This window comes from Kribbella jiaozuonensis (assembly GCF_005233875.1).
Taxonomy (GTDB): Bacteria; Actinomycetota; Actinomycetes; order Propionibacteriales; family Kribbellaceae; genus Kribbella; species Kribbella jiaozuonensis.
On record NZ_SZPZ01000004.1, the window covers coordinates 459,676 to 482,030 of the forward strand.

26 protein-coding genes are annotated in these 22,355 nt (G+C 68.5%); 7 read left to right on the forward strand and 19 right to left on the reverse strand.

Annotated elements, in window-relative coordinates; translation table 11 throughout:
* Positions 1-78: 78 nt before the first annotated feature.
* Entirely contained in the window at positions 79-777 is a 699-nt protein-coding gene (locus FDA38_RS42725) for an AAA family ATPase (protein WP_267901770.1), read from the reverse strand.
* Between the two features lie 42 nt (positions 778-819).
* Between FDA38_RS42725 and FDA38_RS28300 the strand changes: the two genes are divergently transcribed.
* The gene (locus FDA38_RS28300; RefSeq protein WP_202877870.1) at positions 820-1,221 is read left to right on the forward strand and encodes a DUF302 domain-containing protein; all 402 of its coding nucleotides are present in this window, start codon (positions 820-822) and stop codon (positions 1,219-1,221) included.
* Between the two features lie 15 nt (positions 1,222-1,236).
* Here the strand turns inward: FDA38_RS28300 and FDA38_RS28305 are convergent, their stop codons facing one another.
* From FDA38_RS28305 to FDA38_RS28320, 4 genes are all read right to left on the reverse strand, one after another.
* Positions 1,237-1,470, reverse strand: coding sequence for a LapA family protein (locus FDA38_RS28305; protein WP_137257178.1), 234 nt, complete (start codon positions 1,468-1,470; stop codon positions 1,237-1,239).
* A gap of 69 nt (positions 1,471-1,539) precedes the next feature.
* Positions 1,540-1,935, reverse strand: coding sequence for a hypothetical protein (locus FDA38_RS28310; protein ID WP_137257179.1), 396 nt, complete (start codon positions 1,933-1,935; stop codon positions 1,540-1,542).
* A gap of 6 nt (positions 1,936-1,941) precedes the next feature.
* A complete protein-coding gene (locus FDA38_RS28315) occupies positions 1,942-2,667 on the reverse strand; it encodes an FHA domain-containing protein (RefSeq protein ID WP_137257180.1) in 726 nt (241 codons plus the stop codon).
* Positions 2,668-2,672: 5 nt separating this feature from the next.
* Positions 2,673-3,485 (reverse strand): universal stress protein, encoded by an 813-nt coding sequence (locus FDA38_RS28320; RefSeq protein ID WP_137257181.1) that lies wholly within the window; start codon positions 3,483-3,485, stop codon positions 2,673-2,675.
* Positions 3,486-3,636: 151 nt separating this feature from the next.
* Between FDA38_RS28320 and FDA38_RS28325 the strand changes: the two genes are divergently transcribed.
* On the forward strand, positions 3,637-4,296 hold the full coding sequence (locus FDA38_RS28325) for a TPR end-of-group domain-containing protein (RefSeq protein ID WP_137257182.1): 660 nt from the start codon (positions 3,637-3,639) through the stop codon (positions 4,294-4,296).
* On the opposite strand, the gene FDA38_RS28330 is transcribed toward FDA38_RS28325, so the two are convergent.
* The 5 genes from FDA38_RS28330 to FDA38_RS28350 all read right to left on the reverse strand — a co-directional run bounded on the left by FDA38_RS28330 (position 4,261) and on the right by FDA38_RS28350 (position 8,139).
* Complete coding sequence (locus FDA38_RS28330; protein WP_137257183.1) at positions 4,261-5,238, reverse strand: aminoglycoside phosphotransferase family protein; 978 nt, start codon at positions 5,236-5,238, stop codon at positions 4,261-4,263. The two genes, FDA38_RS28325 and FDA38_RS28330, sit on opposite strands and share 36 nt — an antisense overlap.
* 5 nt (positions 5,239-5,243) lie before the next feature.
* Positions 5,244-5,534 carry a hypothetical protein gene (locus tag FDA38_RS28335; protein ID WP_137257184.1) on the reverse strand — a complete coding sequence of 97 codons (291 nt, stop codon included), beginning with the start codon at positions 5,532-5,534 and terminating at the stop codon, positions 5,244-5,246.
* A 34-nt stretch (positions 5,535-5,568) separates the two neighbouring features.
* Positions 5,569-6,036, reverse strand: a complete 468-nt coding sequence (locus tag FDA38_RS28340) for a MarR family winged helix-turn-helix transcriptional regulator (protein WP_137257185.1) — start codon at positions 6,034-6,036, stop codon at positions 5,569-5,571.
* A gap of 59 nt (positions 6,037-6,095) precedes the next feature.
* Positions 6,096-6,965: an alpha/beta fold hydrolase gene (locus FDA38_RS28345; RefSeq protein ID WP_202877871.1), complete on the reverse strand. Its 870-nt coding sequence runs from the start codon at positions 6,963-6,965 to the stop codon at positions 6,096-6,098.
* Between the two features lie 115 nt (positions 6,966-7,080).
* Positions 7,081-8,139: an alpha/beta fold hydrolase gene (locus FDA38_RS28350; RefSeq protein WP_137257186.1), complete on the reverse strand. Its 1,059-nt coding sequence runs from the start codon at positions 8,137-8,139 to the stop codon at positions 7,081-7,083.
* Between the two features lie 81 nt (positions 8,140-8,220).
* Between FDA38_RS28350 and FDA38_RS28355 the strand changes: the two genes are divergently transcribed.
* On the forward strand, positions 8,221-9,201 hold the full coding sequence (locus FDA38_RS28355) for a quinone oxidoreductase family protein (protein WP_137257187.1): 981 nt from the start codon (positions 8,221-8,223) through the stop codon (positions 9,199-9,201).
* 1 nt (position 9,202) lies between these two features.
* Here FDA38_RS28355 and FDA38_RS28360 read toward each other — a convergent pair whose 3' ends face one another.
* A complete protein-coding gene (locus tag FDA38_RS28360; protein WP_137257188.1) occupies positions 9,203-10,555 on the reverse strand; it encodes a serine/threonine-protein kinase in 1,353 nt (450 codons plus the stop codon).
* Between the two features lie 126 nt (positions 10,556-10,681).
* On the opposite strand from FDA38_RS28360, the gene FDA38_RS28365 reads away from it, so the two are divergent.
* Positions 10,682-11,281, forward strand: coding sequence for a rhomboid family intramembrane serine protease (locus FDA38_RS28365; RefSeq protein WP_137257189.1), 600 nt, complete (start codon positions 10,682-10,684; stop codon positions 11,279-11,281).
* On the opposite strand, the gene FDA38_RS28370 is transcribed toward FDA38_RS28365, so the two are convergent.
* Positions 11,271-12,233 (reverse strand): TIGR03619 family F420-dependent LLM class oxidoreductase, encoded by a 963-nt coding sequence (locus FDA38_RS28370; RefSeq protein WP_137257190.1) that lies wholly within the window; start codon positions 12,231-12,233, stop codon positions 11,271-11,273. The two genes, FDA38_RS28365 and FDA38_RS28370, sit on opposite strands and share 11 nt — an antisense overlap.
* 12 nt (positions 12,234-12,245) lie before the next feature.
* Positions 12,246-12,848 carry an HD domain-containing protein gene (locus FDA38_RS28375; protein ID WP_202877872.1) on the reverse strand — a complete coding sequence of 201 codons (603 nt, stop codon included), beginning with the start codon at positions 12,846-12,848 and terminating at the stop codon, positions 12,246-12,248.
* A gap of 90 nt (positions 12,849-12,938) precedes the next feature.
* Here FDA38_RS28375 and FDA38_RS28380 point away from each other — a divergent pair, with 90 nt between their 5' ends.
* Together FDA38_RS28380 and FDA38_RS28385 are read left to right on the forward strand one after the other, a co-directional pair.
* The gene (locus FDA38_RS28380) at positions 12,939-13,841 is read left to right on the forward strand and encodes an NADP-dependent oxidoreductase (RefSeq protein ID WP_137257191.1); all 903 of its coding nucleotides are present in this window, start codon (positions 12,939-12,941) and stop codon (positions 13,839-13,841) included.
* Positions 13,842-13,891: 50 nt separating this feature from the next.
* Positions 13,892-14,914 (forward strand): lysylphosphatidylglycerol synthase transmembrane domain-containing protein, encoded by a 1,023-nt coding sequence (locus FDA38_RS28385; protein WP_137257192.1) that lies wholly within the window; start codon positions 13,892-13,894, stop codon positions 14,912-14,914.
* Positions 14,915-14,916: 2 nt separating this feature from the next.
* Here the strand turns inward: FDA38_RS28385 and FDA38_RS28390 are convergent, their stop codons facing one another.
* Positions 14,917-15,969, reverse strand: a complete 1,053-nt coding sequence (locus FDA38_RS28390; RefSeq protein ID WP_137257193.1) for a Gfo/Idh/MocA family protein — start codon at positions 15,967-15,969, stop codon at positions 14,917-14,919.
* A 192-nt stretch (positions 15,970-16,161) separates the two neighbouring features.
* Here FDA38_RS28390 and FDA38_RS28395 point away from each other — a divergent pair, with 192 nt between their 5' ends.
* Entirely contained in the window at positions 16,162-16,743 is a 582-nt protein-coding gene (locus tag FDA38_RS28395; protein WP_137257194.1) for an OmpA family protein, read from the forward strand.
* Here the strand turns inward: FDA38_RS28395 and FDA38_RS28400 are convergent.
* From FDA38_RS28400 to FDA38_RS43755, 5 genes are all read right to left on the reverse strand, one after another.
* Positions 16,685-17,602 carry a hypothetical protein gene (locus tag FDA38_RS28400; RefSeq protein ID WP_233714972.1) on the reverse strand — a complete coding sequence of 306 codons (918 nt, stop codon included), beginning with the start codon at positions 17,600-17,602 and terminating at the stop codon, positions 16,685-16,687. The genes FDA38_RS28395 and FDA38_RS28400 overlap by 59 nt on opposite strands.
* 61 nt (positions 17,603-17,663) lie before the next feature.
* Positions 17,664-18,422: an aquaporin Z gene (gene aqpZ, locus FDA38_RS28405; RefSeq protein WP_137257196.1), complete on the reverse strand. Its 759-nt coding sequence runs from the start codon at positions 18,420-18,422 to the stop codon at positions 17,664-17,666.
* Positions 18,423-18,495: 73 nt separating this feature from the next.
* On the reverse strand, positions 18,496-20,148 hold the full coding sequence (locus FDA38_RS28410) for a DUF4091 domain-containing protein (RefSeq protein ID WP_137257197.1): 1,653 nt from the start codon (positions 20,146-20,148) through the stop codon (positions 18,496-18,498).
* A gap of 59 nt (positions 20,149-20,207) precedes the next feature.
* On the reverse strand, positions 20,208-21,326 hold the full coding sequence (locus FDA38_RS28415) for a lactonase family protein (protein WP_137257198.1): 1,119 nt from the start codon (positions 21,324-21,326) through the stop codon (positions 20,208-20,210).
* A gap of 123 nt (positions 21,327-21,449) precedes the next feature.
* Positions 21,450-22,352 (reverse strand): WhiB family transcriptional regulator, encoded by a 903-nt coding sequence (locus FDA38_RS43755; protein ID WP_456073110.1) that lies wholly within the window; start codon positions 22,350-22,352, stop codon positions 21,450-21,452.
* Positions 22,353-22,355: the final 3 nt, after the last annotated feature.

Below are 22,355 nucleotides of genomic sequence, written 5' to 3' on the forward strand. Positions count from 1 at the left end.
GCAGGAAGCTCTGCTCGATCTGCGTCGCCAGCGGCGCCGCGTCCGCGAGTTGATAGCCGCCGGCAAGCTCTGCCGGGTTCAGGACCCGAGGAAGCTCGAGGATCGCGAGCGGATTGCCGCGAGACTCGCGATGACCCGATCCCGGACCTGCTCGTCGAGGCGTCCGGGCCAGGCCGCGTCCAGGAGCGCGCGGGCGTCGTTGTGCCTGAGTCCGCCGAGCACCAGCTCGGGAAGCCCGGCCAGCTCCCGCACCTGACTCGGCTGACGTACGGCGAAGACCAGCCCGACCGACTCGGCCAGCAACCGGCGCGCAACGAACGCGATCGTCACCAGCGATTCCGTGTCCAGCCACTGAGCGTCGTCGATCACGCACAGCAGCGGCTGTTCTTCCGCGGCCTCCGCGAGGAGAGCGAGTACGGCGAGCCCGACGACGAAGCGGTCCGCCGGTCCGTGCGCGCTCAGCCCGAAGGCCGCGTCGAGTGCATCCCGTTGCGGCTCGGGCAGTCGCGCCTTCAACGGAAGCATGGGCGCACAGAGCTGATGCAGACCCGCATAGGCGAGCTCGGTCTCGTACTCCACGCCCGCCGCTCGGGCCAGCCGGAAACCCGACGCGGTGCGGAGCGCGTACCCGAGCAACGCCGACTTTCCGATGCCGGGCTCGCCGCGCACGACCAGGACCTGACTCTGACCGGATCGCAGGTTGTTCAGCAGCTGATCCACCTGCCGGCACTCTGCGTGCCGCCCCAGTAACCCATACCTGGGATGTTCGGTGGACATAGCTCGGACGTTACCTCAGCCCGGGCGAGGAAGAATACGAATATGACGACGACTGAGATATCGCCGGACGGCGCGGTGACGAAGACGGCCGCAGGCTCCGTGGCTGAGGTGGCGGCGCGATTCCGGGGGCTTCTCGATGCCAAGGGCGTGATGGTGTTCGCGATCATCGATCAGGCGGCCGCAGCTCAGACCGCCGGACTGTCACTCCGCGACACCGTGCTGATCATCTTCGGTAACCCGGCGGCCGGTACTCCGGTGATGGCGGCCGCACCGCTGGCCGGTCTGGACCTTCCGCTGAAGGTCCTGATCTGGGACGACGCGGGAGTGACCCGGGTCAGCTACTACTCCCCCGAGAGCATCGCCGACCGCCACAACCTCAGCCCTGCCACCGCTGCCGGGCTGTCCGCTATCAATGCACTGACCGACGCCCTGACCAAGGCCTGACCAAGGCCTGACAGGTCAGTCGCGACGCTTCTGGACCAGCCAGCCGGCGCCGACGCCGAGGATCAGCAGGATGAGCATGGTGAGCCACAAAGGCGACCTGATGTTCCAGAAGAACAGGGTGATGTTGGTTTCGTCCTGGTTCTGCAGGGCGAAGACCACTGCCAGCACCATGACGACGGCGGCGCCGATCTGTTTGGGTGAGGGCCGCCAGCCCCGCTTCTTCTCACCCTCGGCCTGAGTGTCGCTCATGGTTCCATAGCAGCACGCGCACCTTCGATGTCAAGGCAGACATGCCTGGCTGCAACAGTCTTGTAGTGCTCAGGCCAGGATCGGCAGAAGACCGAGGATCGGCGCCCCGAGGGCTCCGAGGAACTGCGCGAGGATGCGGATCGGCGCGACGAGCGCCGAGCCGGCCGAGGCCAGTGAGCCCGCAGCGAGGAGGATGCGGGTCAGACGCTCGAGCCGTGGTGCGATCCGGGCGCGGTCCGGCTCCAGCTGACGCAGCCCGGACTCGACGTCGCCAAGTTCCTTCTCCGCCGCAACGGACGTTGCCGGGTCGAGCCGGGTCGCCCGGACGCCGGCCCGCAGTTCGGCGTACGCCTGCCAGGCCTGCTCCGGCGTGACCACCATGCCGGTCTGCCCGCCGGTGATGTGCTGATCGCGGCCGACGTTGTTGATGTTGCCGGCGTTCTGGTTACCGATGTTGAAGGTCATCGCGATTCATCTCATCTGCTGGGGTGGCGGTAGGTCCCGATCGACCCGGCGGCGGCGTGCGGTGGCGACGATGTGTAGGACGATCCCGGCGATGATCAGCAGTACGCCGACCAGGTTCACCAGACCGCCCACCGCGAAGACCAGGAAGCCGCTGAAGTCGTCCATGGTGGGCATCGAGGCGGACGAGAAGTTCATGATCTGACCGAAGTACTTGTACCAACCGACGACGGCGATGCCGAGTCCGACCACGAACACCAGCACCCCGACCCAGATCAGCCCGCGGGCCTTCGTCCTGGTCGCGGCGATCTCGCGGAAGAAGTTCTCCCGCTGCTGGATGACGTGCTGGACGTACTGGTCCCGCCCGACGTTGTTGATCGTTTGTGCCCGCTGATCGCCGATGTCGTACCGGACCGCGGTCGGCGCTGCCTCGCCTGCGCTGTAGCGAAGTTGCAGGTCGGCCAGCCTGACCCGGTCCCCCGGGTACAGCCGGCGCGGCATCGTGACGGCTTCCCCGTTCACGAAGGTGCCGCCGGCCGAGCCGAGATCCTCGACGTAGTCCGCACCGGCCCGCTGCCACAAAGCCGCGTGCGTGCGGCTCAGGTACGGGTCCTCGAACTGCACGTCGCAGTCCGGCAGCCGGCCGACCGTCAGGCGCGCACCGGTGAGGTCGATCCGGTGCCCCTCGTGCGATCCGGCTTCGACCACGAGGTACGGCGTACTCGATTGGACCATCGCGATCAGCTGCGTTCGTGGACGACTGCGACCGGGGTGGTTGCGTGGTGGAGTACGCCGCGCGCGACGGAGCCGAGCATCAACGTGCGCGCTCGGTGGTGGTGGCCGCCGATCACGAGGAGCTGGGCGGCGGGCGACTCGGCGGCGTCGAGCAGGGCCTCGACGGGGTGCCCTTCGACCAGTCTCCGTTCCACGTGGACGTCGGGGTGCTTGGCCTGCCTCTCGTCGACGAGACCGTCCATCGTTTCGCCGGCATGGACCATCCGCAACGGCGCGTGGTGCAGCTCCGCCATCTCGAACGCGAAGTCCAGCGCGGCGTCGTTCTGCTCGTGTGCGTCCACGCCCACGACAATCGGAGCCTGCGCGCGTGCTTGCCACCCGGCCGGAACGACAACAACAGGCCCCTCACCGTGGTACGCGACATATTCCGACGTCGTCCCGATCAACAACCGTGCGAACTTGCCCGCGCCGCGCCGGCCGACCACCGTCAGCTCAACCTCTCCACTCAGCTCGGCCAGGCGCCGACTCGGAGTGCCCACAAGCACGTCGGTCCCCAGATCCAGCTCGGGATCGGCCGCCGCGACGTACGACGAGAGCTCGTCGAGGACCCGCTGGTCGACCCCAGGGACCGGGTCCGGGATGATCACCTGCCCGTCGATCGTCACCGGCGCCACATCCGCATGCCGCCGTCTCTCGTCCACGAGATGCACCGCCCGCAGCGGCATCCGCCGCAGCACCGCCTCCTGCAGCGCCCAGTCGACCGCCCCGGCCCGCCGCCACGCGGCATCCGCCCCCACGACAATCTCGTTCGTGACCACGCTCAACTCCACGGCTCGTCCCGAATCCCCACCTCCCAGGACACCCCATCAACCGGACTCGTTCCAGAGCCCGAGCTCAAACGGACGCAGAACGTCCGCAATAGCTCCTACGCTGGCCGCATCCGTAGCTCACGAAGGGACGGACGAACCCATGGCTGCCTACCGCGTGACTCATCTGGACGCGATCGAAGAATTCGACGACGCCGGCTGTCACTACCGGCCGATCCGGCACCAGCTGGGCGTCTCGGCGTTCGGTGTGACCGCCTGGACCGGTCATGCCGCGGGCGACCCGGTCATCAACGAGCACGACGAGGGCGATCCGACCGCTGACCAGGAGCTTTTCCTCGTCCTGCAGGGCCACGCCGAGTTCGAGATCGACGGCGACCAGGTTGACGCACCGACCGGAACCCTCGTCTTCGCGCCTCCCCGGACCAAGCGCAAGGCCACCGCCAAGCAGGCAGGTACGACGATCATCGCGCTGGAAGGCACACCGGGCCAGGCCTACGACGCCCGCGGCTGGGAGCTCTGGGCACCGCTCTTCCCGCTCTACGAAGCAGGCAGGTACGACGAGGTCGCCGACCGGCTCCGTACCGTGGTCGAGGAATCCCCGCAGTACCCGATGCTGTTCTTCAACCTCGCCTGCTGCGAGAGTCAGAGCGGCCGCACCGACGACGCGCTCGCCCATCTCCGCCAGGCTGTCACGATGTCGGAGGAGTTCCGCACCACCGCAACAACCGACCCCGATCTCGACCCGATCCGCAACGATCCCGCCTTCCTACAGTTGATCAAAGGAGTGGGTGGTCAAGGTTGAGCGGGCGTTGACCGAGTCGATGGCGGCGAGGGAGACGCGGTACCAGTGGGTGCTGTGCTGGAAGATCGACTGGAAGAGGTTGCTGAGGACCGAGAAGCGGAAGTCCCACTCGCACAGGTCCCAGCTGTAGTCGTCGACTGCCAGGGCTTCCCAGTAGCGGCGGAGCAGGGGGAGGCGATCGGCTGCGGGGATCACGGCCAGGCTGTAGGCGAGGTCGTGGGGGCCTAGGCCAGGCTTGAGTTCGGACCAGTCGATCACCTTGGGCCGCGGGTCGGCTCCGGTGAAGAACACGTTGCCGAGGAAGTGGAAGTCGCCGTGGATCAGGGTGAGCGCGCGGCCGTCGCCGACCCTCCGACGGAACTGGTTCTCCCAACCGTCGACGATCTCGATGAGGGTCGAGCGATCCCCGAGTTCGGGCTCTGCATCGAAGAACAGCTTCGCTTCCGCGCGGACGGCCGCCGCGCTCCGGGTGATCACCTCACGTGGCCAGGCCTGCGCCGTACTGGTCACCGACGGCTCGAGCTCGACAGTCGGGACCTCGTTCCAGAACTCACGATGGAAAGCGGCCAGTACGTCGATCGCGCCGTGCAGCTGGGCTTCGGACACGTCCGCGCCGACGACGTGATAGCCCGAGGCGTCCAGGTCCTCGGTCAGCAGGAGGATCGAGTCGCCGTCGTCCGTAGCACCGAGCAGGCGCGGCGCCGGGTGATCCCAGCGCGGCGCAAGCTGCTCGTAGAACCGGATCTCGCGCCGAGCGGCCGCAAGCCCGTCACCTGTCGCATGCTTCGCGATGACGGTCGACGAGGAGCCGTCCGACCTACGCACCCCCACCCGGGCGACCTCGGCCGCCGAAGCAGCGAAGGTGTCGAGCACGCGGACGTCGCTCAGCGGCACGCCCAAGGCTGCGCTGATCGCGTCGCGGGAGAACGGTGCGCCGGCCATCAGCCTCAGAGGATATAGAAGCCGGTGACGACGGTCGGCAGGAGGCCGACGATCAGCCAGAGGGATTTCAGCGAGCGCTGGAAGATGGCGAGGATGCCGGCCGCGGTGAGGACTCCGATCACGCCGGACATCAGCCACAGGCCGACGCCTCGTCCGTACTCCTTCTCGGCGACACCGATGCTGTAGACGGCCAGTGTGATCGCGGGGACGCTGCCGACGTGGAACAGGATGACCGAGGCGACCCAACGCTGAACGGTCTCGATCTTCATGGGTTTCGGTGTTCTGCGGCGCTTCACGTCTACCATCGTACACGAACGATTAGTGCACAAACTATGTGGCGTTGGCCTCTTTCGCGGCCGCGATCACCTTGGTCAACTCCTGGTGGAGATGCTGGAGCTCGGACACCTCCATGCCCAGCCGGCTGACGATCGCCGCGGGGATCTTCTCGGCCTCGTTGCGCAGCCGCCAGCCCGCCGGCGTCAGCGTGACCGCGAGCGACCGCTCGTCGGTGCGTGCGCGCGGTCGCTCGACGTACCCGCTCGCCTCCAGCCGCTTGAGCAGCGGGGACAAGGTCGCAGGCTCCAACTGCAGCAGCTTGCTGAGCTCCTTGACCGACAGCGGAGCGTGCTGCCACAACGCCAGCATCACCAGGTACTGCGGGTGCGTCAGCCCCATCGGCTCGAGCAGCGGCCGGTACACCGCGATCACCGTGCGCGAGGCCACGGCCAGCGCGAAGCACACCTGGTTCTCCAGCTCCAGCGGATCGATATCGCCGAAGTCTTTCAACGAGACCTCCATCAGAACGTCGTTCCGACCAGGCTAGCGCATCACCACTAACCATTAGTGCGATAACTGTTCTAGACGAGCTCCGCGGCGAGATCGGCGAGCTCGCGGTCGAAGCGGGGTTGCGCCTCGACGAACGGGACATGGCCGATGCCGTCGTACCAGGACGGCCTGGCGGTCTTGCAGACGTCGAGGACGTGTTCGGCCATCGAGGGCAGCACGATGGTGTCCGAGCGGCCGTGGGTCACCAGCACCGGGACCGACAGCCTCGTCAGGACGTCGTCGCTGTCGATCTCGCGGGAGATCAACGCGCCTCGGACCTCGGGCGGAACGACCATGTTCCAGGCCAGGGCCGCGGTCCAGTCGTCGGGATCGAGCGGCTCGGCGGTGCAGACGTCGAGGAAGTGCCGGATGGCGGCGATGTTCGTGGCGAGATCGGGCTGGCTGGCCTGCGGCGCGTTCCCGAGGAAGCCCGGTCCGATGTTGTCGAACGTCGGCGGCTTCATCATCACCGCGGCCCCGACCAGGTTGATGGCGCCGATCCGATCCTCGCCGTACGCACGGATGTAGTCGGAGACGATGAACCCGCCGTACGACCAGGCGACCAGCACCGGCCGGTCGAGGCCCAATTGATCGATGACGGCGGCCAGGTCGTCGGCCCACAACTGCGGGTCGCGATAGCTGTCCGCGCCCAACGGCTTCTCCGACATGCCGTGCCCGCGATTGTCGAACGCCACCAGCCGAAAGTCGTCGGCGAGCCGCCCGCCGAGCTGGCGCCCCCAGCAGACGTGGCTGGCCGACCAGCCGTGAATGAACAGAACTGGGCGGCCTGCGCGGTTACCCCACTCCCCGGCGTGCAGGCGGACACCTCCCCCGCCGCGTACGTCGTACGTCGCTGTCGGCTCCGCGAGAACCGGCTTGTCCGAAATGACCATGTGCTCCATCGCATGCCTCCTGAGAACTGTGCCTATTTCGTGAAGGTAGGCGGCAGGAGGAGTTGCCGGCATCGGAGCCAGCACGCATTGCAGAGCAGGCTTTCTGGCGGTCAACACGCAGCGATCAGGAACGCCGCGCCTCGGAGTATCTGGCCGCCGCAGCCGCGCGTCCCGCCTTGCCGGAGACGTTCAGCTTGGCGTACGTGTTCGTCAGGTGACGCTCCACCGTGCGGACGCTGAGGCTCAGCCGCTCGGCGATCGCCTCGTTCGTCAGTCCGGCCGAGACGAGCTCGAGGACGTCCAGCTCCCGCCGGCTGAGCTCCTCGATTCCGGGCCGGGCGGTCACGTTCTTCGTGTCCAGGAAGGCGCGCAGCTCGGAGACGAACTTGGTCCACGCGGGTTCGTCCGACAGCAGGATGTGGTTCGCCGAGTCCAGCTGGACGAGCTGCGCATCGGGTATCAAGGTGGCGAGCAACCGCCCCTCGTCCAGCGGCACGACTCGGTCGCCGGCTGCGTGTACGACGAGCGTCTTCGTCTTCACCTGCGCCGCGAGGTCGACCACGTTGAGCGGACCGCGCGCGTTGTACAGGCGGACCGCGGTCGCCGCCGAGGTCGTGTGACGCTGCAGGTCGTCGTACCAGCCCATCTGCTCGGGCGTGCCGGCCGGGAGGAACAGCATGCTGAACAGGTGCCGGAACGTGGGGTCGGGGTTGGTCCAGCCGGCGGCGATCGCGGCGACCAGCGCGTCCTGCAGTCTACGTTCCTCCGCGCCGCGAAGGTTCCGGCCGCGGGCGTAGCCGCCGTACAGGACGAGATGGGTGAGCCGCTCGGGATGACGCGCCGCGTACGCGACCGCGACGGCCACTCCGGTCGAGATCCCGAGCAGCGCGAACCGGTCGACACCCGAGGCCTCGACCACGGTCTCGAGGTCCGCGACCCAGGCCTCGAGCGAGATCTCGTCGACCTCATGATCCGAGAGCCCGCAGCCGCGTTCGTCGTACCGGATGAGGGTGTGACCGTCCCCGAGCGCATCGAGCCAGTGCCGCCAGACCGGGCTCTCCCAGTCGAACTCCAGATGGCTCATCCAGGTGATGACTCTGACGATCGGCGGCCCGCTCCCATGGACCGCATACGCCAGCCGCACCGCATCCGGCGCTACGCAGTACCCGACCCGCTGCCCCACCTTCCGAGGGTAGCGAGAACTTGCTCGGCCGGCAGCGTGCAAAGATGTTCGATGTCTGACGAACATTGAGAGGATCGCAGCATGTATGCCCTGACCTTCGAACAGCCGGCCCCCGACACCAGCTCCACCCGCGTCACCGAGATCGACACACCGCTGCCCGGACCGGGTGAGCTGACCATCGACGTGAAGGCCGCCGGGATCAACTTCATCGACGTGATGGCACGTCGCGGCGATCCGGCGTACGCGAGCTCCTGGCCGTTCGTCCCGGGCCTGGAGGCAGCCGGCACGGTGCGAGAGCTCGGCGCCGGCGTCGCGGGACCAGCCGTCGGTACGCCGGTTGCCGCGTTCACCCGGTCGGGCGGGCTGGCCGACGTCGTCCGGGTCCGCGCCGAGCTGGCGGTGCCGATCCCCGACGGTGTGTCGTTCGAGCAGGCAGCCGTTGCCCCCGGCACCTTTACGACCGCGGCGCTACTGGTCCAGCAGTCCGGGCGGCTGCGCGCCGGCGACACGCTCCTCATGCAGTCCGCAGCGGGTGGCGTCGGGCAGGCGGTCGCGGCCTGGGCCCGACGCGGCGGCGCGAAGACGCTGATCGGAATCGTCGGCAGTCCCACGCGCGTGGCCGCGGCGGAGAAGGGTGGGTACGACGTCGTACTCACCCGCGGGGCTGATCTGGCCGAGCGCGTCCGCGACCTCACCGGGGGCCGCGGTGTCGACGTGATCCTCGATTCCCAGGGCACAGAGCAGGTGGAGTCCGACCTCGACATGCTCGCCGCGGGTGGTCGAGTCGTCCTCTTCGGGAACGCGGGCGGCGCACCGCTGGAGAACCTGCCACCCGGACGGCTATTCGCGGGCAATGCATCGATCGGCGGGTTCAGCATGAGCGCCATGTCGATCCGTGCACCCGAGATCATCGGCAACGCGTTGCGCGAGGTACTCGAGCTCGTCGCCGACGGACAGCTCACGCTCGAATTCACCACGATCGACGGACTCGCAGCGGCAGCCGACGCGCAACAAGCCCTGGCCGAAGGCCGAGGTGCCGGGAAGTACGTCGTACGCCTCTAGCTCACAAGCCGGCGGCGCTTGGCGAAGGAGTGTTCGACGGCGGTGCGCTCGACGGGGTGTTGGACGGCGTCGGCGAGGACGAGGTTGACGGCGTACTCCGGCTGGGAGCGCTCGGCGTCGGCGTGCTCGACGGCGGCGATTGGGAAGGTGTCGGGCTGGTCGAGGGCGTGGTGGTCGGGGTCGCGCTCGGTGTGGGGGTCGGTGATAGAGAGGTAGATGGAGTCGGCGCGGACTTGGTCGGCTGACTCGAAGCGGATTGGCTCGGGGCAGTCGTGGACGACGATGTGGTCGGCTGCGACGTCGGCGTACTGCTGGTCGCGCCCGGTTGTGGACCGACGTCGGTCGTCGGGGGCGGCGTCGTCCCGTTGTTGTTGAGCAGGACCACGGCCAGTACGGCGCCGGCCGTCGCGAGGAGGGCGATCCCGGCCGCTATCCACGTCATCCGTCGATCCCGCTGGGCCTGTGTCGTCGCCGGGCGGGTGTTCACGGGCTCGGTGACAGCGAGCGGTACGGCGGCAGTGGCGGGGATCGGGGCGGTGGCCGCTACCGGCGTACTGGCACTCAGGGCGCCGGCCTCGATCTCGGCCGCGGTCGGACGGTCGGCCGGATCCTTGGCGAGCATCTGCAGTAGAACTGCCTCGAACGCGCCGGCGAGCTCGGGCCGTTCGAGGCTCGGCGGAGCCGGATCGGCGTCGACGTGCTGGTACAGGATCGAGGTCGGATGTTCGCCCGTGAACGGCGGGCGACCGGTGACCAGTTGGTAGAGCACACAACCCAGCGCGTAGACATCGGCCGGTTTGCCGGCCTGCCCACCCTGCGCTCGCTCGGGCGCGAGGTACTGCGCGCTACCGATGATCTGGCCCGTCCCGGTCAGCGTGCTCGCACCTTCTCCCGGAAGGTGGGCGATGCCGAAGTCGGCGACCTTGATCGTCCCGTCGGTCGAGATCAGCAGGTTGCTCGGCTTCACGTCCCGGTGGACGACGTCTTCGCGATGCGCGGCGGCCAGACCGGCCGCGCTCTGCTCGATGATCTCGATCGCGCGGTCCTTCGGCAGCGGACCGTGCTCCTCGAGCTCGTCGGCGACCGATCCGCCCTCGACCAGCTCCATCACCAGGAAGAACCCGTCGTCGTGCTGACCGAAGTCGTACACAGCGACGACATGGGCGTCGTTCAGGCGCGCGGCAGCACGCGCCTCGCGGTGGAACCGTTCGGCGGCGCGTGGATCGCGGTCGGACCGCAGCAGCAACTTGACGGCGACCTCGCGCCGCAGCTGCTCATCCGTACCGCGAAAAACCTCTCCCATGCCGCCTCGGCCGAGAGAGGAACCCAATCTGTACCGCTTCGCAACAAACACCCTGACCCCCGTACCCGCGACCCAAACACGGTAACCGGTGGACCAAGGGCCTCGTCGTGACAAATGACCGAGCACAGGGTGACAAACGACTCAGGTACGGCGGCCCCGAAACGTTAAGTTTCCGGTGTGACCACTGATACCGCGGCTCGTAACCCGCTCGCAGCGCTCGCTTTCGGACCACGCAGGCCCCTCCTGACGGCGGCCGTGTTCCTCGTGACACTGGGGTGCGGGATCGCGCAACTGGCGCATCGGCCGCTGTACGACGCCGTCGTCCGTGACCCGACGCACATCGACAACGGCCAGTGGTACCGCCTGCTCACGGGCATGTTCTTCCAGGACGGCTGGGCTTCCGGCCTGGTCTCGAACCTGATCCTGCTCGCGGTGTTCGGCACGATCGCCGAGCGCGCGTTCGGTCGCTGGCGGTGGGCGATCCTGTACTTCGTCTGCGGCTGGTTCGGGCAGCTGATGAGCTACCTGTGGCTCAACCCGGTCGGCGCCGGCAACTCGATGTGCGTGGCCGGCCTGATCGGCGGCCTGGCCATCCTGATCCTGATGGCTCCCAGCAGGTACGGCGTTACGCCGCCGCTACAGCTGCGCATCGCGGCGTACGCCGTCCCCGTCCTGGCCGTGGTCGACACCGCCGTCAGCGACAACCACGGCCTCCCCTGCCTCCTCGGGATGCTCCTGGGCTACTTCCTCCTGCCCAAGCCCGAACTCAAGGCGTAACCGCCCCAACCTGCCGAGCCGCCTCGATGACTTCGCCGAGGAGCTCGAGCCATTCGTCTACGTCGGAAGCCTGCAAGCCTTCGTCGAGGCCGAGGCCCTGGCCGCCGGCGAGATAGACCTGAGTCGCACCGGCCTCGCGGGCGGCGAGCAGGTCCTCGGCGATCTGCTTCGGGGATCCGCCGAGGAACGGGCGGCCGTCGCCGATCGGGTCGCGGGTGATCGGGGTCGGCCAGGGCGCTTGATTGACGACCATGAGGTCCCCGGGATCACGACCCGCTTCCCGCGCGGCGGCATGGAGCGTGGACACGATGCCGCGCAGTTCCTGCGCCGACGAGGTGATCGGGATCAGGCCGTCCGCGATCCGCCCGGCGCGCTTGACGGCAGCCGGCGCATTCGCAGCCAGCAGTACCGGGATGCGCGCCTGGATCGGCTTCGGGTTCACCTGCGACGGCGCGATCCGGTAGAACTCGCCTTCGTGCTCGACCGGATCCGGTCCCCACGCGGCGCGCATCGCCATGATGACTTCTTCCGTACGGGCGCCTCTGCGATTGCTCGACACGTTCGCGGTCTCGAATTCGTTCTCCTGCCAGCCCTGCCCCAGACCGGCGATGACCCGCCCGCCGCTGATCCTGTCCAGCGTGGCGAACCGGCGGGCCAGCATCACCGGCACATGCAGCGGCGCGACCATGATCGCCGTACCCAGCTTGATCCGCTCGGTCACGGCGGCGACGTAGCTCAGCGTCTCGAGCGGTTCGTACGTCGAGCCGTAGAACTCCGGCAGCATTTGGGGCTCACCACCCGTCCACAGCACGACCTTGTCGAGTGGCCGAAGCAGGCGTTCGAACGTCCACAAGGCGTTGTAGCCAAGGCGTTCCGCCTCCTTCGCGACCTTGACGATCGTCTCGGGCGAGGTCTGCGGCCCGGCAGTGGGCAGCGCGAGACCGAGTTCCATTGAGTCCTCCAACTACTGGATGTCGAGTGGGTTCACGGTGATCCGATCGGCCAGACCGGACCGGATCGCGCGCGCGGCGGAGCTGTTGGTCTTGCGGTCGGCCTGGGCCTGGAAGCAGGCGAGGAACTCGTCGGTGAGCCCGAGCCTCGGGAAGTCCCGGAGTACTTCGGCGCGGAACGCGCTACTCAAGGCGTCGACGTCCTTACCCACGATGTCCAGCGCGGCCGCCCGCGAGATCAGATGACCTTCGGGATCGACGGTCACATCCGTGTCGGGCACCATGTGCCGGACGATCACCTCGCCGAGGCGTTCGCGGCGCTCACCCGGCCAGCCGGCTCCGGCGGCGAAGACGCGCGCGACATGGCCGCCGGCCTCCTCGAACGAAACGGTGTGGCTGTCGAACTCCGGTGCGAGCGCGATGTCGTGGAACATCGCGGCGGCGAACAACAGCTCAGCGTCGTACTGAATGCCTTCCTGCTCGCCGAAAGCAGCCGCCCAGAGGTAAACGCGTCGCGAGTGGCTCAGCAAGGCGGGGGTCAGGTAGCTCGAGGCCACCTCCAACGCCGCCGACGAGGCAGCCGTGGCCGGAATCGCGAGGTCAGACGTAGTGATCATGCTTCGACGGTATGGCGGAAAAGGCCCCCATCGTTGGTCCAATCCGACATGATGAACGTGGGCCACCGACCACACCGGAGAGGACCATCCATGCGTGCCATCACAGCCGGGGACCGCGCGGCCGGAGTCGGCGGACTGTCGCTGACCGAGCTGCCGTACCCGCACGCCTCCGAGAACGACGTCATCGTGCAGGTGCACGCAGCCGGCTTCACACGCGGCGAGCTGGACTGGCCGGGGACGTGGACCGACCGCGCCGGACGCGACCGCACGCCGACGATCCCCGGCCACGAACTGTCGGGCGTGGTCGCCGAGCTCGGCTACGGCACGACCGGGATCACGGTCGGCCAACGGGTCTTCGGGCTGGCGGACTGGACCCGCAACGGCACCCTCGCCGAGTACGTCGCTGTCGAGGCTCGCAACCTGGCCCCGCTGCCGACCGATGTCGACGACATCGCGGCAGCCGCGCTACCGATCTCCGGGCTGACGGCTTGGCAGGGCCTGTTCGACCACGCGCATCTGCAGGCGGGCCAATCCATCCTCGTCCACGGAGTCGCCGGCGCCGTCGGTTCCATCGTCGCGCAACTGGCTCGCGAGACCGGCGCCCACATCATCGGCACGGGTCGAGCCGCCGACCGCGCCGCAGCCGCCCAGGTGGGCGTGCACGAGTTCCTCGACCTGGACAGCGAGCGCTTGGAGGACGCCGGCGAGGTCGACGTCGTCTTCGACGTGATCGGCGGTGAGATCCGCGATCGCTCCACGGCGTTGGTACGCGCCGGCGGCACGCTCGTCACCATCCCCGATCCGCCGACCGTCCACCCCACAGGCGGCCGCGCGATCTTCTTCGTCGTCGAGCCCAACCGCGAACAACTCAACCAACTCGCCGCCCGGCTTCGCGAGGGCCGGCTGGTCCCCGTCGTCACCACCGTCCGCCCACTCGCCGAAGCCCCCGAGGCCTTCACCGAACGCGGCAGAACGATCATCACCGTCACCTGAAGTCCGGGTGCTGTGAACTGCGCCGGTGAGGGCACCGGCACACTGGGACCGTGCCGTCGAAGGACAAGACCCGGACCCGGCCGGCCTGGTACCGCCGGTTGTGGTCCGCGGTGTCGTTGGTCATCCTGTTCGCCGTCGTCGAGTACGTCGTACTCCCGAAGCTCGCCCTGGCGCGAGAGTCGCTGCACCGCGTGTCGGAGCTCAACCCGGCCTGGCTGGTCCTCGCGGTCGTGCTCGAAGCGTCCAGCCTGGTCTGCTACTCGCTCTTCAGCCGCGCCCTCCTCGGCAAGGACCACCTCCCGTTCTTCTGGATCCTGCGATCCGACCTCACCGGGTACGGCGTCAGCCACGTCGTACCCGGCGGCGCCGCGACGGCGACAGCGCTGCGCTTCCGGCTGCTCGTCATGGGCGGTGCGCAGCCCACGAACGTGACGGCGACCGTCACCGCGGAGGCGATCGGTTCCCCGCTCGCGCTGGTCCTGCTTGCCTGGCTGACGTCGATCCCGGCGGTGTTCCTGCGCGAGGCAAGCACGGCGTACCTGATCATGTTCCTGGTCGGGTTGGGCGTGCTGGTCTGCGCCTTCCTCGCCGACCGCGGGGCTTCCAGCATCGAACACCTCGCCGCCCGGCTGCTGCGGGCGATCCTCGGCCGGCTCCCCCAGCGGGTCCGACCGTGGATCTCGACCGTCGCGCGCCGGCTGCGCGATGTCGTCGCGGATCCCGAAGTACGCAAGGCGTTCCTCAGCTGGGCAACGCTGAACTGGCTCCTCGACGCCGCCGTCCTCTGGACCTTCCTCGCCGCCTACGGTGAGCGGGTCCACCCGATCGCGGTGCTGATCGCGTACTGCGCCGCGAACCTGGCCGCCGTCGTACCGCTCACCCCCGGCGGCATCGGCGTCGTCGAGGGCATCGCGGTCTCGTCACTCATCGGCTTCGGCGTCGACGGGCAGGCCGCGCTGCTCGCCGTACTCTCCTGGCGACTCCTCCAGTTCTGGGCACCGGTCCCGCTCGCCGGCCTCTGCTACTTGAGCCTGCGGGCCCAGGGCGCACTGACCCCGGCGAAGCAGACCTAGAGCTACTTCGCCGCGCCTCGGAGAGTTGCCTGCTGCTGGGCCTTCAGGGCCAGGCGCATGGTCTCGAACGTGTGCTCCTGCGGCGCGGCCGAGGTGGTCCGCTCCTGCACGTCGCGCACGAGGTCGGCGTAGTACGTCGTCTGGACCTTCGAGCAGTCGATGTACTGCGTACCCTCCTGGTTGACCAGGAACAGGTGATCGCCGCCGTCGCGGCCCGCGATGTCGACGTACTTGCGGAGCTCGATGTAGCCGTCGGTGCCGAGGATCATCAGGCGACCGTCGCCCCAGGTCCCCAGACCGTCCGGCGTGTACCAGTCGACCCTGATGTAGCCCTGGGCGTTCTCGCTGCGGAGCAGGATCTCGCCGAAGTCCTGCAGGCCCGGCTCGTCCGGGTTGGCGAAGTTCCCGACCGTGCTCGCGACGACCTCGGCCGTCCGCGCGCCGGTGAACCAGAGGAACTGGTCGATCTGGTGCGAGGCGATATCGGTCAGGATTCCGCCGTACCGGCTCTTGTCGTAGAACCAGTCCGGCCGACCGGCGCCGCCGCCGAGGTGGCCGCGGTCGCCGATCCGGTGCGGGCCGATGCCGATGGTCTGTACGACGGTCCCGATCTTGCCCTCGCGGACCAGCTCGCCCGCCTTCATCACGCTGGGCACCTCGAACCGCTCGGAGAACGTCACCGACCAGAACCGCCCGCTCTGGTCGACCGCCTTCTTGATCTCCTCCAGCTCCTCGAGACTCACGCAGCCGGGCTTGTCGGTCACGACGTCCTTGCCGGCCCGCAACGCGGTGATGGCGATCGATGCCCGTCGATCCGGTACGGCGGCGGTCACGATCAGGTCGATCCCGTCCCGCCCGAGCAGCTCCTCCGGACTCTCGGCCACCGGAACGTCCGGGTACTGCTCGCGGAGCCGGGTCGCGATCGCGGCGGACGGATCGTCGGTCGCCATCCCGACGAACTCCGCGCCGGCCCGGATCAGGCCTGCGACCTGACCGAAGATGTGCGCGTGGTCGAGCCCAACGGCGGCGAACCTGACAGCGTGCGTGGAAGTCACCCGTACTCCTCGATACTCGGCAGCTGTTCAACTCCTACTCACCCTATGCCAAGTCGGCAAGCGCTTGCCAACCTCTGGCGAGCCGCATGTTCTCGCTACCCCGATCGAGTGTCGCCCCGGTACGCGGCTCCCCCGGGCGCGGCGGCCGCCCTACGGTGAGGCCAGATCGGAACGGCGGAGAGGGGTCCGGCGATGGCCAGATCACACGACCTCGAGTACGAAGCTGAGTACGAGGACGAGTTCGAGTACGAGGCGCCCACGCCGCGACTGCGGATCCGGGTCGTGCACGGCCGGTCCTGGGGTGCGGACCGCGAGTTCGAGGACGAGGGCGACTTCTTCGATCCGGTCCCGCCGCCGGCGGGCGCGCGGCTGCTGACCCGGTTCGCCTTCGGCGGCGCCTCCCTCACCGCCGCGCACCGGCGGGTGATCGTGCAGCTCGCGAAGGATCTGCTCCGCGACGGGCCGATGGGGAATCTCGACTGCCTGAACGTCACGATCGTCGGGCACGAGGACGAACTCGGTGAGCCGGCCCGGTTCGGCGCTCTCGGGCAGCGGCGTGCGGAAGCCGTCACCAAGGCGCTCGCCGACGAGATGCAGCGCCAGGTCGCGCGGATCCCGGCCGCCTCCCGGCCGCGCGGGCAGTTCGTCATCACCGTCCAGACCCTCGGCCCGACCAGGCCGATGCGATCGAACCTGACCGCGGACGGCCGGTCGCTCAACCGCCGGGTCGAGGTAACCGTCGGCCGCCCGAGCCTGTGCCCGGATGTGGTCTGACCGGCAGTAGCCGATGAGCGAGTCGGAGTACGACGGACGCCGGCGGCCGCCAGACCTCGCGGTCGTCGAGCGCCCACGCATAGGTCAAGGCGCCGTCGGTGATGCAGTCGAGGAGACCCGGTTCCGCCAGCTCGTGCGCGGACCATTCGTAGAGCTGTTGCAGGCGCGGGACGATCACGCCGTAGTCGAGGAGCCGGCCAAGTCCCAGCTCTTCACCGAGGTAGAAGCGCACGTCGTCCCGAAGGGGGTATTCGTCCGGCAGCACGCGGGACAGCTGGAAGAAGATCCCGGTCATCCCGAGCCTCGGGTCGCCGAGGAGTGGAGCGAGCGGGCGAAGCCAGCCCAGTGCGAGCCGAGGTGCCGCGACGAGGGCGTGCGCGTAGAGGACGCGGCAGAGTACGACGTTCATGAAAAAGCGCTCGGCGGCCGTCTCCGCCTCAGCCAGCTGGCGATGTTCGACGTACCCCGCGATCACGCTGCCGTTGTGCGCCCGCCACCAGGCCCGAGCGGTCGGGTACTCCGCGAACGACAACCAGAAGCCGACCGTCCGCGACGAAGGCGTTCCGGGCAGGTCCCCGCTCAGCGCGACGGCCTCGCATCCGTCCCGGAGTACCCGCTCGTTGACCGCACGCCACCACGGACTGCCGGGCTGGTCGCTGGTCGGCGGCTGCAGCACACCGCGACTCAACTCCCACCGCATCGCGGCCGCCGCGGCTCGTCGGTAGGGCAGATGCTGCGGTGCCTTGCCGTACGGGCCGTAGTAGCAGCGCTGCATCAGGGCGAGCCGGCCGGACGGGTCGTCGCGGACTGCCGCCACCTGCTGCGCGGCCCAGTCTGCAGCCGTCGTCTGAGGACTCACCGACACAGAGTCCCACCTGCTCCGCCCCTTCATCGAGGCGCGGAGCAGGTGGTCGGCGCCGTTACGGGTTGTTGGCGACGCCCTCGTCGATCTTGAGTCCGCGGGCCGCGGTGATCCCGGCGTAGCTGACGCCCGCGATTGCCGCGCCGACGATCGGCGCGACGATGAACAGCCAGACCTGGGAGAGTGCGTCGCCGCCCGCGAACCATGCGACGCCGAGCGAGCGCGCCGGGTTGACCGACGTGTTCGTCACCGGGATGCCGACCAGGTGGATCAGCGTCAGCGAGAGTCCGATCGCGATCGGGGCGAATCCCTTCGGCGCCCGGTCGTCGGTGGCGCCGAGGATCACGTACAGGAAGAAAGCCGTCAGGACGATCTCGACAATCGCGCAGGCCAGCAGCGAGTAACCACCCGGCGAACGGTCACCGTAGCCGTTGCTCGCGAATCCGCTGTCGTGCGCACTGAAACCATCCTTGCCACTGGCAACGGCCAGCAGAATGGCGCCGGCCGCGCTGGCCGCGACAATCTGGGTGACGATGTACGTCGGCACCCATTTCCACTCGATCCGCTTCGCGACCGCGAGGCCGATCGTCACCGCCGGGTTGAAATGACCGCCGGAGACATGGCCGACGGCGTACGCCATGGTCAGCACGGTCAGGCCGAAGGCCAACGCCACGCCGAGATAGCCGATACCGACAGAAACCTTGTCCGGGTTGAGCACGACACCGGCCAGCACGGCGGCACCGCAGCCGCCGAACACCAGCCAGAATGTCCCGAGAAATTCCGCACCGATCCGAGCCGCAGGACTGGGTGATTCCACGACTGCCTCCTTGTGACCCCCGTTGAGTTGATGCCCTGGGTGTCACAGTAAGGCATCAACTCGTCACATTTGGTTAACCTGCAGTCGTGGTCAATGCGGTGGTCATCCGGCGGCGGGATTCGTAGTAGTGCTCCGGGTCGAGCACCGGGCGGTCGAACCGCAGCGTGCGATCGGGGTCGATCACGTCCAGCGCCGCCGTACCGCCGTGGGCCGCGCGGATCGCCTGCAGCGCGCGGTGGTCCCACATCGCCTGCGCGAAGACGCGGTGGCGGATCGACGGCCACGGCGTACCGTCCGGGCCTGGGTAGACCGCGAAAGCGTCACCGGACGGGAAGGCGCCGCCGGCCGAGGTGTCCGCGAACGGGTCGACCCGCCGGATCGCGTGCCAGGTGTACCAGAAGTTGAATCCCCAGTGCAGGAAGCCGTCCACACCGGACGCGAACAGCTGGTGTCCGAGCGCACGGTTGCGCGCCGAGGGCATCCCGATGAACCGGTTGGCGACGTCGCGATCCTGCGAGACGCAGTAGTAGACCCACAGGCGCTCCGGCCGCTCGGCGAGGAACGGCTCGACATGGTCGGTCGCGACGACGGGCACCGCGACGGCCCCAGAGGTGTAGAACGAGTGCTCGCTCAGGGCGTCCACGACCGTCCAGCCCTTCAGCAGATCGGCGACGACGGCCTTCGCGGCGAGGTACGTCGCGAGCCCGTCTTCGCCCGACGGCTCGTCCGAGATGTGGAAGACGACGTGGTCGCGGTCCCACTCCTCGTCAAGCACGGCCTGCAGCGCCGGCAGCAGCGCTTCCATCAGCGTCCGGTACCGACCGTCGGTCGCGGGAACGTCCCAGCCGAAGGCGCGCTCCCGGTTCACGATGATGCCCGGTGTGGCCTTTGCTCCCCATTGGGTGAAGAGATGTGCGACCTCGACGCCGGTGATCCCCGTACGCCGGCAGAGCTCGAGCCAGCGTCGCAGCCGGTCGAAGCCGAACTCGTACCCGTCGCCGGTCTCCGTGATGTCGACGAGCTGCACCACGGTCCGGTACGAACCGACCGCGGTGTCGAGCGGCGGCGTCCACACCGGCGCGAGCAGCGACGTCGCGCCCATCTCTGCCGCGGATGCCATGAACCGCTCGACGACGTTCCAATGCTCTTCGCTGAACACCTCGAGGCCGTAGTGATCCGCGAGCGCGTCGAGGTGCATCCAATGGCTCGACACGATGTCGAGCGGCGGCAGCTCGATCGGGGTGAGCTCGACACTGACCGACGCGCGATGCAGCTCGCGGCCGTCGGACGAGCTCATCACGATCGTGAGTTCATGTACGCCGGTCCGCGCCGGATCGGTCGTGGTGACGTCGAACCACAACGCACCCCAGGCGCCGAACCGGACCGGAACCTCGCCGTTCGGGATCGGGCGGAGCAGGTCCGGATACAGGCCGGGCTCGTCGAACTCGTAGCCGTCGTCGTGTCCGGGGAGAGCGACGAACGAGCAGGGCACGAGCTCCACGCACGACACCGCGACCAGGTCAGCCGCCGTACCTTCGACCCGCACCTGGAGCGGGCTGGGGTCGCGGAACGTCGGCTCGAGCGGCGGCCGGTACGCAAGCTGGAACGACGCCGGCTCGCCGAGGAACGCCTGGAACCTCGTCCCCTCGCCCACGGGACGTGGGTCCCGCACCGCGTGCACCTTCACGAGCGCGTCGCAGACAACAAACTCCCACGTCCCGGCCACAGCAGACCACCATCCCGTTCCTCTGCGCAATAGTGGCTCCTATGATGCAGATCCGCGCATCAATGCACAATGCCGCTGGTGGCGAGGCCTGCCGTCCCGGCGGTCGTCGCGCCGCCGATGTCCTGCTGCTTCGTCAGCGTGCCGTCGTGGTGGACGGCGTACGACGCGACCGAGCCGTTCGACAGGCGCACGTACAGGAACTGGCCGTCGGGGCTGAGCGCCGCGTCGGATCCGCCGGCGCTGGTCGGAGCCGCTACCGACGCCAGCAGGTGCAGCCGCCCGTCGGAACTGATGCGGTACGACGAGATCGAGGCGCTCGCCGCGTTGACCGTGAAGGCGTAGTCGCGGGTGACGACGAGCCAGCACGCCGCGGCCTGCTGGTCAGCGACCGAAGCGCTGATCGTCCGCACCTGGTTGCCGTGCACGGAGTACGACGAGACCGCTGACGGGCCGGCTTCGGAGACGATCGCATCGCCACGACGGTCGAAGTCGAATCCGTACGGCGTGACGCCGGCAGAGTGATGCGGCGTGGCCGACCCGGCGTACCCGTTGTGCACGGCGAACGTGTCGATCGTCTGGTCACCCTTGTGCGTGACGACCAGGCTCCGGCCGTCGGGAGTGAACGAGACCTGTGCGGCCGCCGTCGGGGTCGCGCCGGACTTGCTGAGCGACCTGGTGGAGTGCGGCAACGGCTGCAGGCGCCCGTCGTGGCTGACCCGGAGGCCGCTGATGGTTTCGCTGTTCTGGTTCAGGACGTACACGACCCCGTGGCGGACGGTGACGCTGACCGGCAGGTCGCCGCCGCTGGGTGCGACATCGCGGCGTACGAGACCCCGGTCGGTGATGGCGAGTGTCGACACCGTGTCGTCGCCGCCGTTCACTGCGAACAGCAGGTTGCCGTCGCGCACCAGTCCGTACTGCGAAGCAAGCGACGCACCGAGCCCGCGACCACCGGTCGCGACCGTGGCACCGACGCGCAACCGGCCGTCACGCAGCCGATCGAAGACCTGGACCGCGTTGCCGGCGGTCGCGTTCGTCGTCTCGAACACGTGACCGACGACCACGTCGCCGCCGGACCGTCCGTCCACTGCGGCGTTCGCGGGCGCGGCGGCCAGCAATGACGCCACCGCAACGGCGGCGAAAGCAGGCGCCAGCAACCGGGCAGACTGAATGGGCATGGAAATTCTCCTCACGCAGGGAATCACTGGAACGCCTTTGACAGTAGGACTTTCCGCGATCCCCGAGAGGATTTTCCGAGCACGGTAAGGATGCCGTTATCACCGCTATTTCGTTCGCAAAACTTAAGGCGACTGTTCCTGGCGGGCGCGGGACCTGTTGCGTCTCAGCGCGCGGCGTTCGAGTTCGTCGAGGCCGCCCCAGATGCCGGCGTCCTGGCCGGTGCGCAGCGCCCAGTCGAGGCAGGTGTCGGCTACCTCGCAGCGGCGGCAGACCTCCTTCGCGGACTCGATCTGCTGCAGTGCCGGTCCCGTCGTACCGAGTGGGAAGAACAGCTCGGGATCCTCGGCAGTGCAGGCACCTCGCTGCTGCCAGCGGTTGGTGGGCTTCATCTCGACCTCCTCGGTCGACGCGACGAGGTCGTCGGCTAGGACTGGCGGCCGGTCCAGCGGGGTGCGACCCGTCGCCATTCGCGGGCCCATTCGTCGGCGCGGTGGCGGTCGAGTGGGCGGCGGGCGAGGCGGAACGCGGCGAAGATGGCCGGCCAGGCGATCAGTGGGAAGGTCAATGCGATCGCGGTCCCGAGGGCCGCGCTGTCGCTGGAGGTGGGTGGGGCGCCCCGCCTGGTCGATCCAGATCAGCACGTCGGCGTTCACCGCAGTACCGAGCAAGACGTCTGTCTTTCCTTCGTGAGACGTGCCTGCTGAGTCCTGCCACTTGACCCGAACCGACGTGGTGCTGAGGCCCAAGGTGGACGGTACGGCGTTGGCCGTGCTCTCGAGCGTTCGCGCGTGGACCTGGTGGACGCTCGCACGTTCCTCGGCCGCGGACTCCGCGGCGTGATCGTGCAGCGTCGTACCGAGGGCTGCTGCTGCGGGGATCACCAGCAGGGCGACCACGACCGCGACCAGCAAGAACGCTGCCTCGATCCGGTCGACCCTTCGGCGCAGCGGATTGTGGCCGAAGCTCAGTCGCCGCAGCTGCATCATGACGAACAGCTCGGCACGGTGTTGCGGCGTGGAACTCATCGC

What these genes read in the sequence shown, in the direction of transcription:
- FDA38_RS42725 (WP_267901770.1), bottom strand. Translation starts at nt 777, where the DNA reads ATGTCCACCGAACATCCCAGGTATGGGTTACTGGGGCGGCACGCAGAG.
- FDA38_RS28300 (WP_202877870.1), top strand. Translation starts at nt 820, where the DNA reads ATGACGACGACTGAGATATCGCCGGACGGCGCGGTGACGAAGACGGCC.
- FDA38_RS28305 (WP_137257178.1), bottom strand. Translation starts at nt 1,470, where the DNA reads ATGAGCGACACTCAGGCCGAGGGTGAGAAGAAGCGGGGCTGGCGGCCC.
- FDA38_RS28310 (WP_137257179.1), bottom strand. Translation starts at nt 1,935, where the DNA reads ATGACCTTCAACATCGGTAACCAGAACGCCGGCAACATCAACAACGTC.
- FDA38_RS28315 (WP_137257180.1), bottom strand. Translation starts at nt 2,667, where the DNA reads ATGGTCCAATCGAGTACGCCGTACCTCGTGGTCGAAGCCGGATCGCAC.
- FDA38_RS28325 (WP_137257182.1), top strand. Translation starts at nt 3,637, where the DNA reads ATGGCTGCCTACCGCGTGACTCATCTGGACGCGATCGAAGAATTCGAC.
- FDA38_RS28330 (WP_137257183.1), bottom strand. Translation starts at nt 5,238, where the DNA reads ATGGCCGGCGCACCGTTCTCCCGCGACGCGATCAGCGCAGCCTTGGGC.
- FDA38_RS28340 (WP_137257185.1), bottom strand. Translation starts at nt 6,036, where the DNA reads ATGGAGGTCTCGTTGAAAGACTTCGGCGATATCGATCCGCTGGAGCTG.
- FDA38_RS28345 (WP_202877871.1), bottom strand. Translation starts at nt 6,965, where the DNA reads ATGGAGCACATGGTCATTTCGGACAAGCCGGTTCTCGCGGAGCCGACA.
- FDA38_RS28355 (WP_137257187.1), top strand. Translation starts at nt 8,221, where the DNA reads ATGTATGCCCTGACCTTCGAACAGCCGGCCCCCGACACCAGCTCCACC.
- FDA38_RS28370 (WP_137257190.1), bottom strand. Translation starts at nt 12,233, where the DNA reads ATGGAACTCGGTCTCGCGCTGCCCACTGCCGGGCCGCAGACCTCGCCC.
- FDA38_RS28375 (WP_202877872.1), bottom strand. Translation starts at nt 12,848, where the DNA reads ATGATCACTACGTCTGACCTCGCGATTCCGGCCACGGCTGCCTCGTCG.
- FDA38_RS28380 (WP_137257191.1), top strand. Translation starts at nt 12,939, where the DNA reads ATGCGTGCCATCACAGCCGGGGACCGCGCGGCCGGAGTCGGCGGACTG.
- FDA38_RS28395 (WP_137257194.1), top strand. Translation starts at nt 16,162, where the DNA reads ATGGCCAGATCACACGACCTCGAGTACGAAGCTGAGTACGAGGACGAG.
- FDA38_RS28415 (WP_137257198.1), bottom strand. Translation starts at nt 21,326, where the DNA reads ATGCCCATTCAGTCTGCCCGGTTGCTGGCGCCTGCTTTCGCCGCCGTT.
- FDA38_RS43755 (WP_456073110.1), bottom strand. Translation starts at nt 22,352, where the DNA reads ATGAGTTCCACGCCGCAACACCGTGCCGAGCTGTTCGTCATGATGCAG.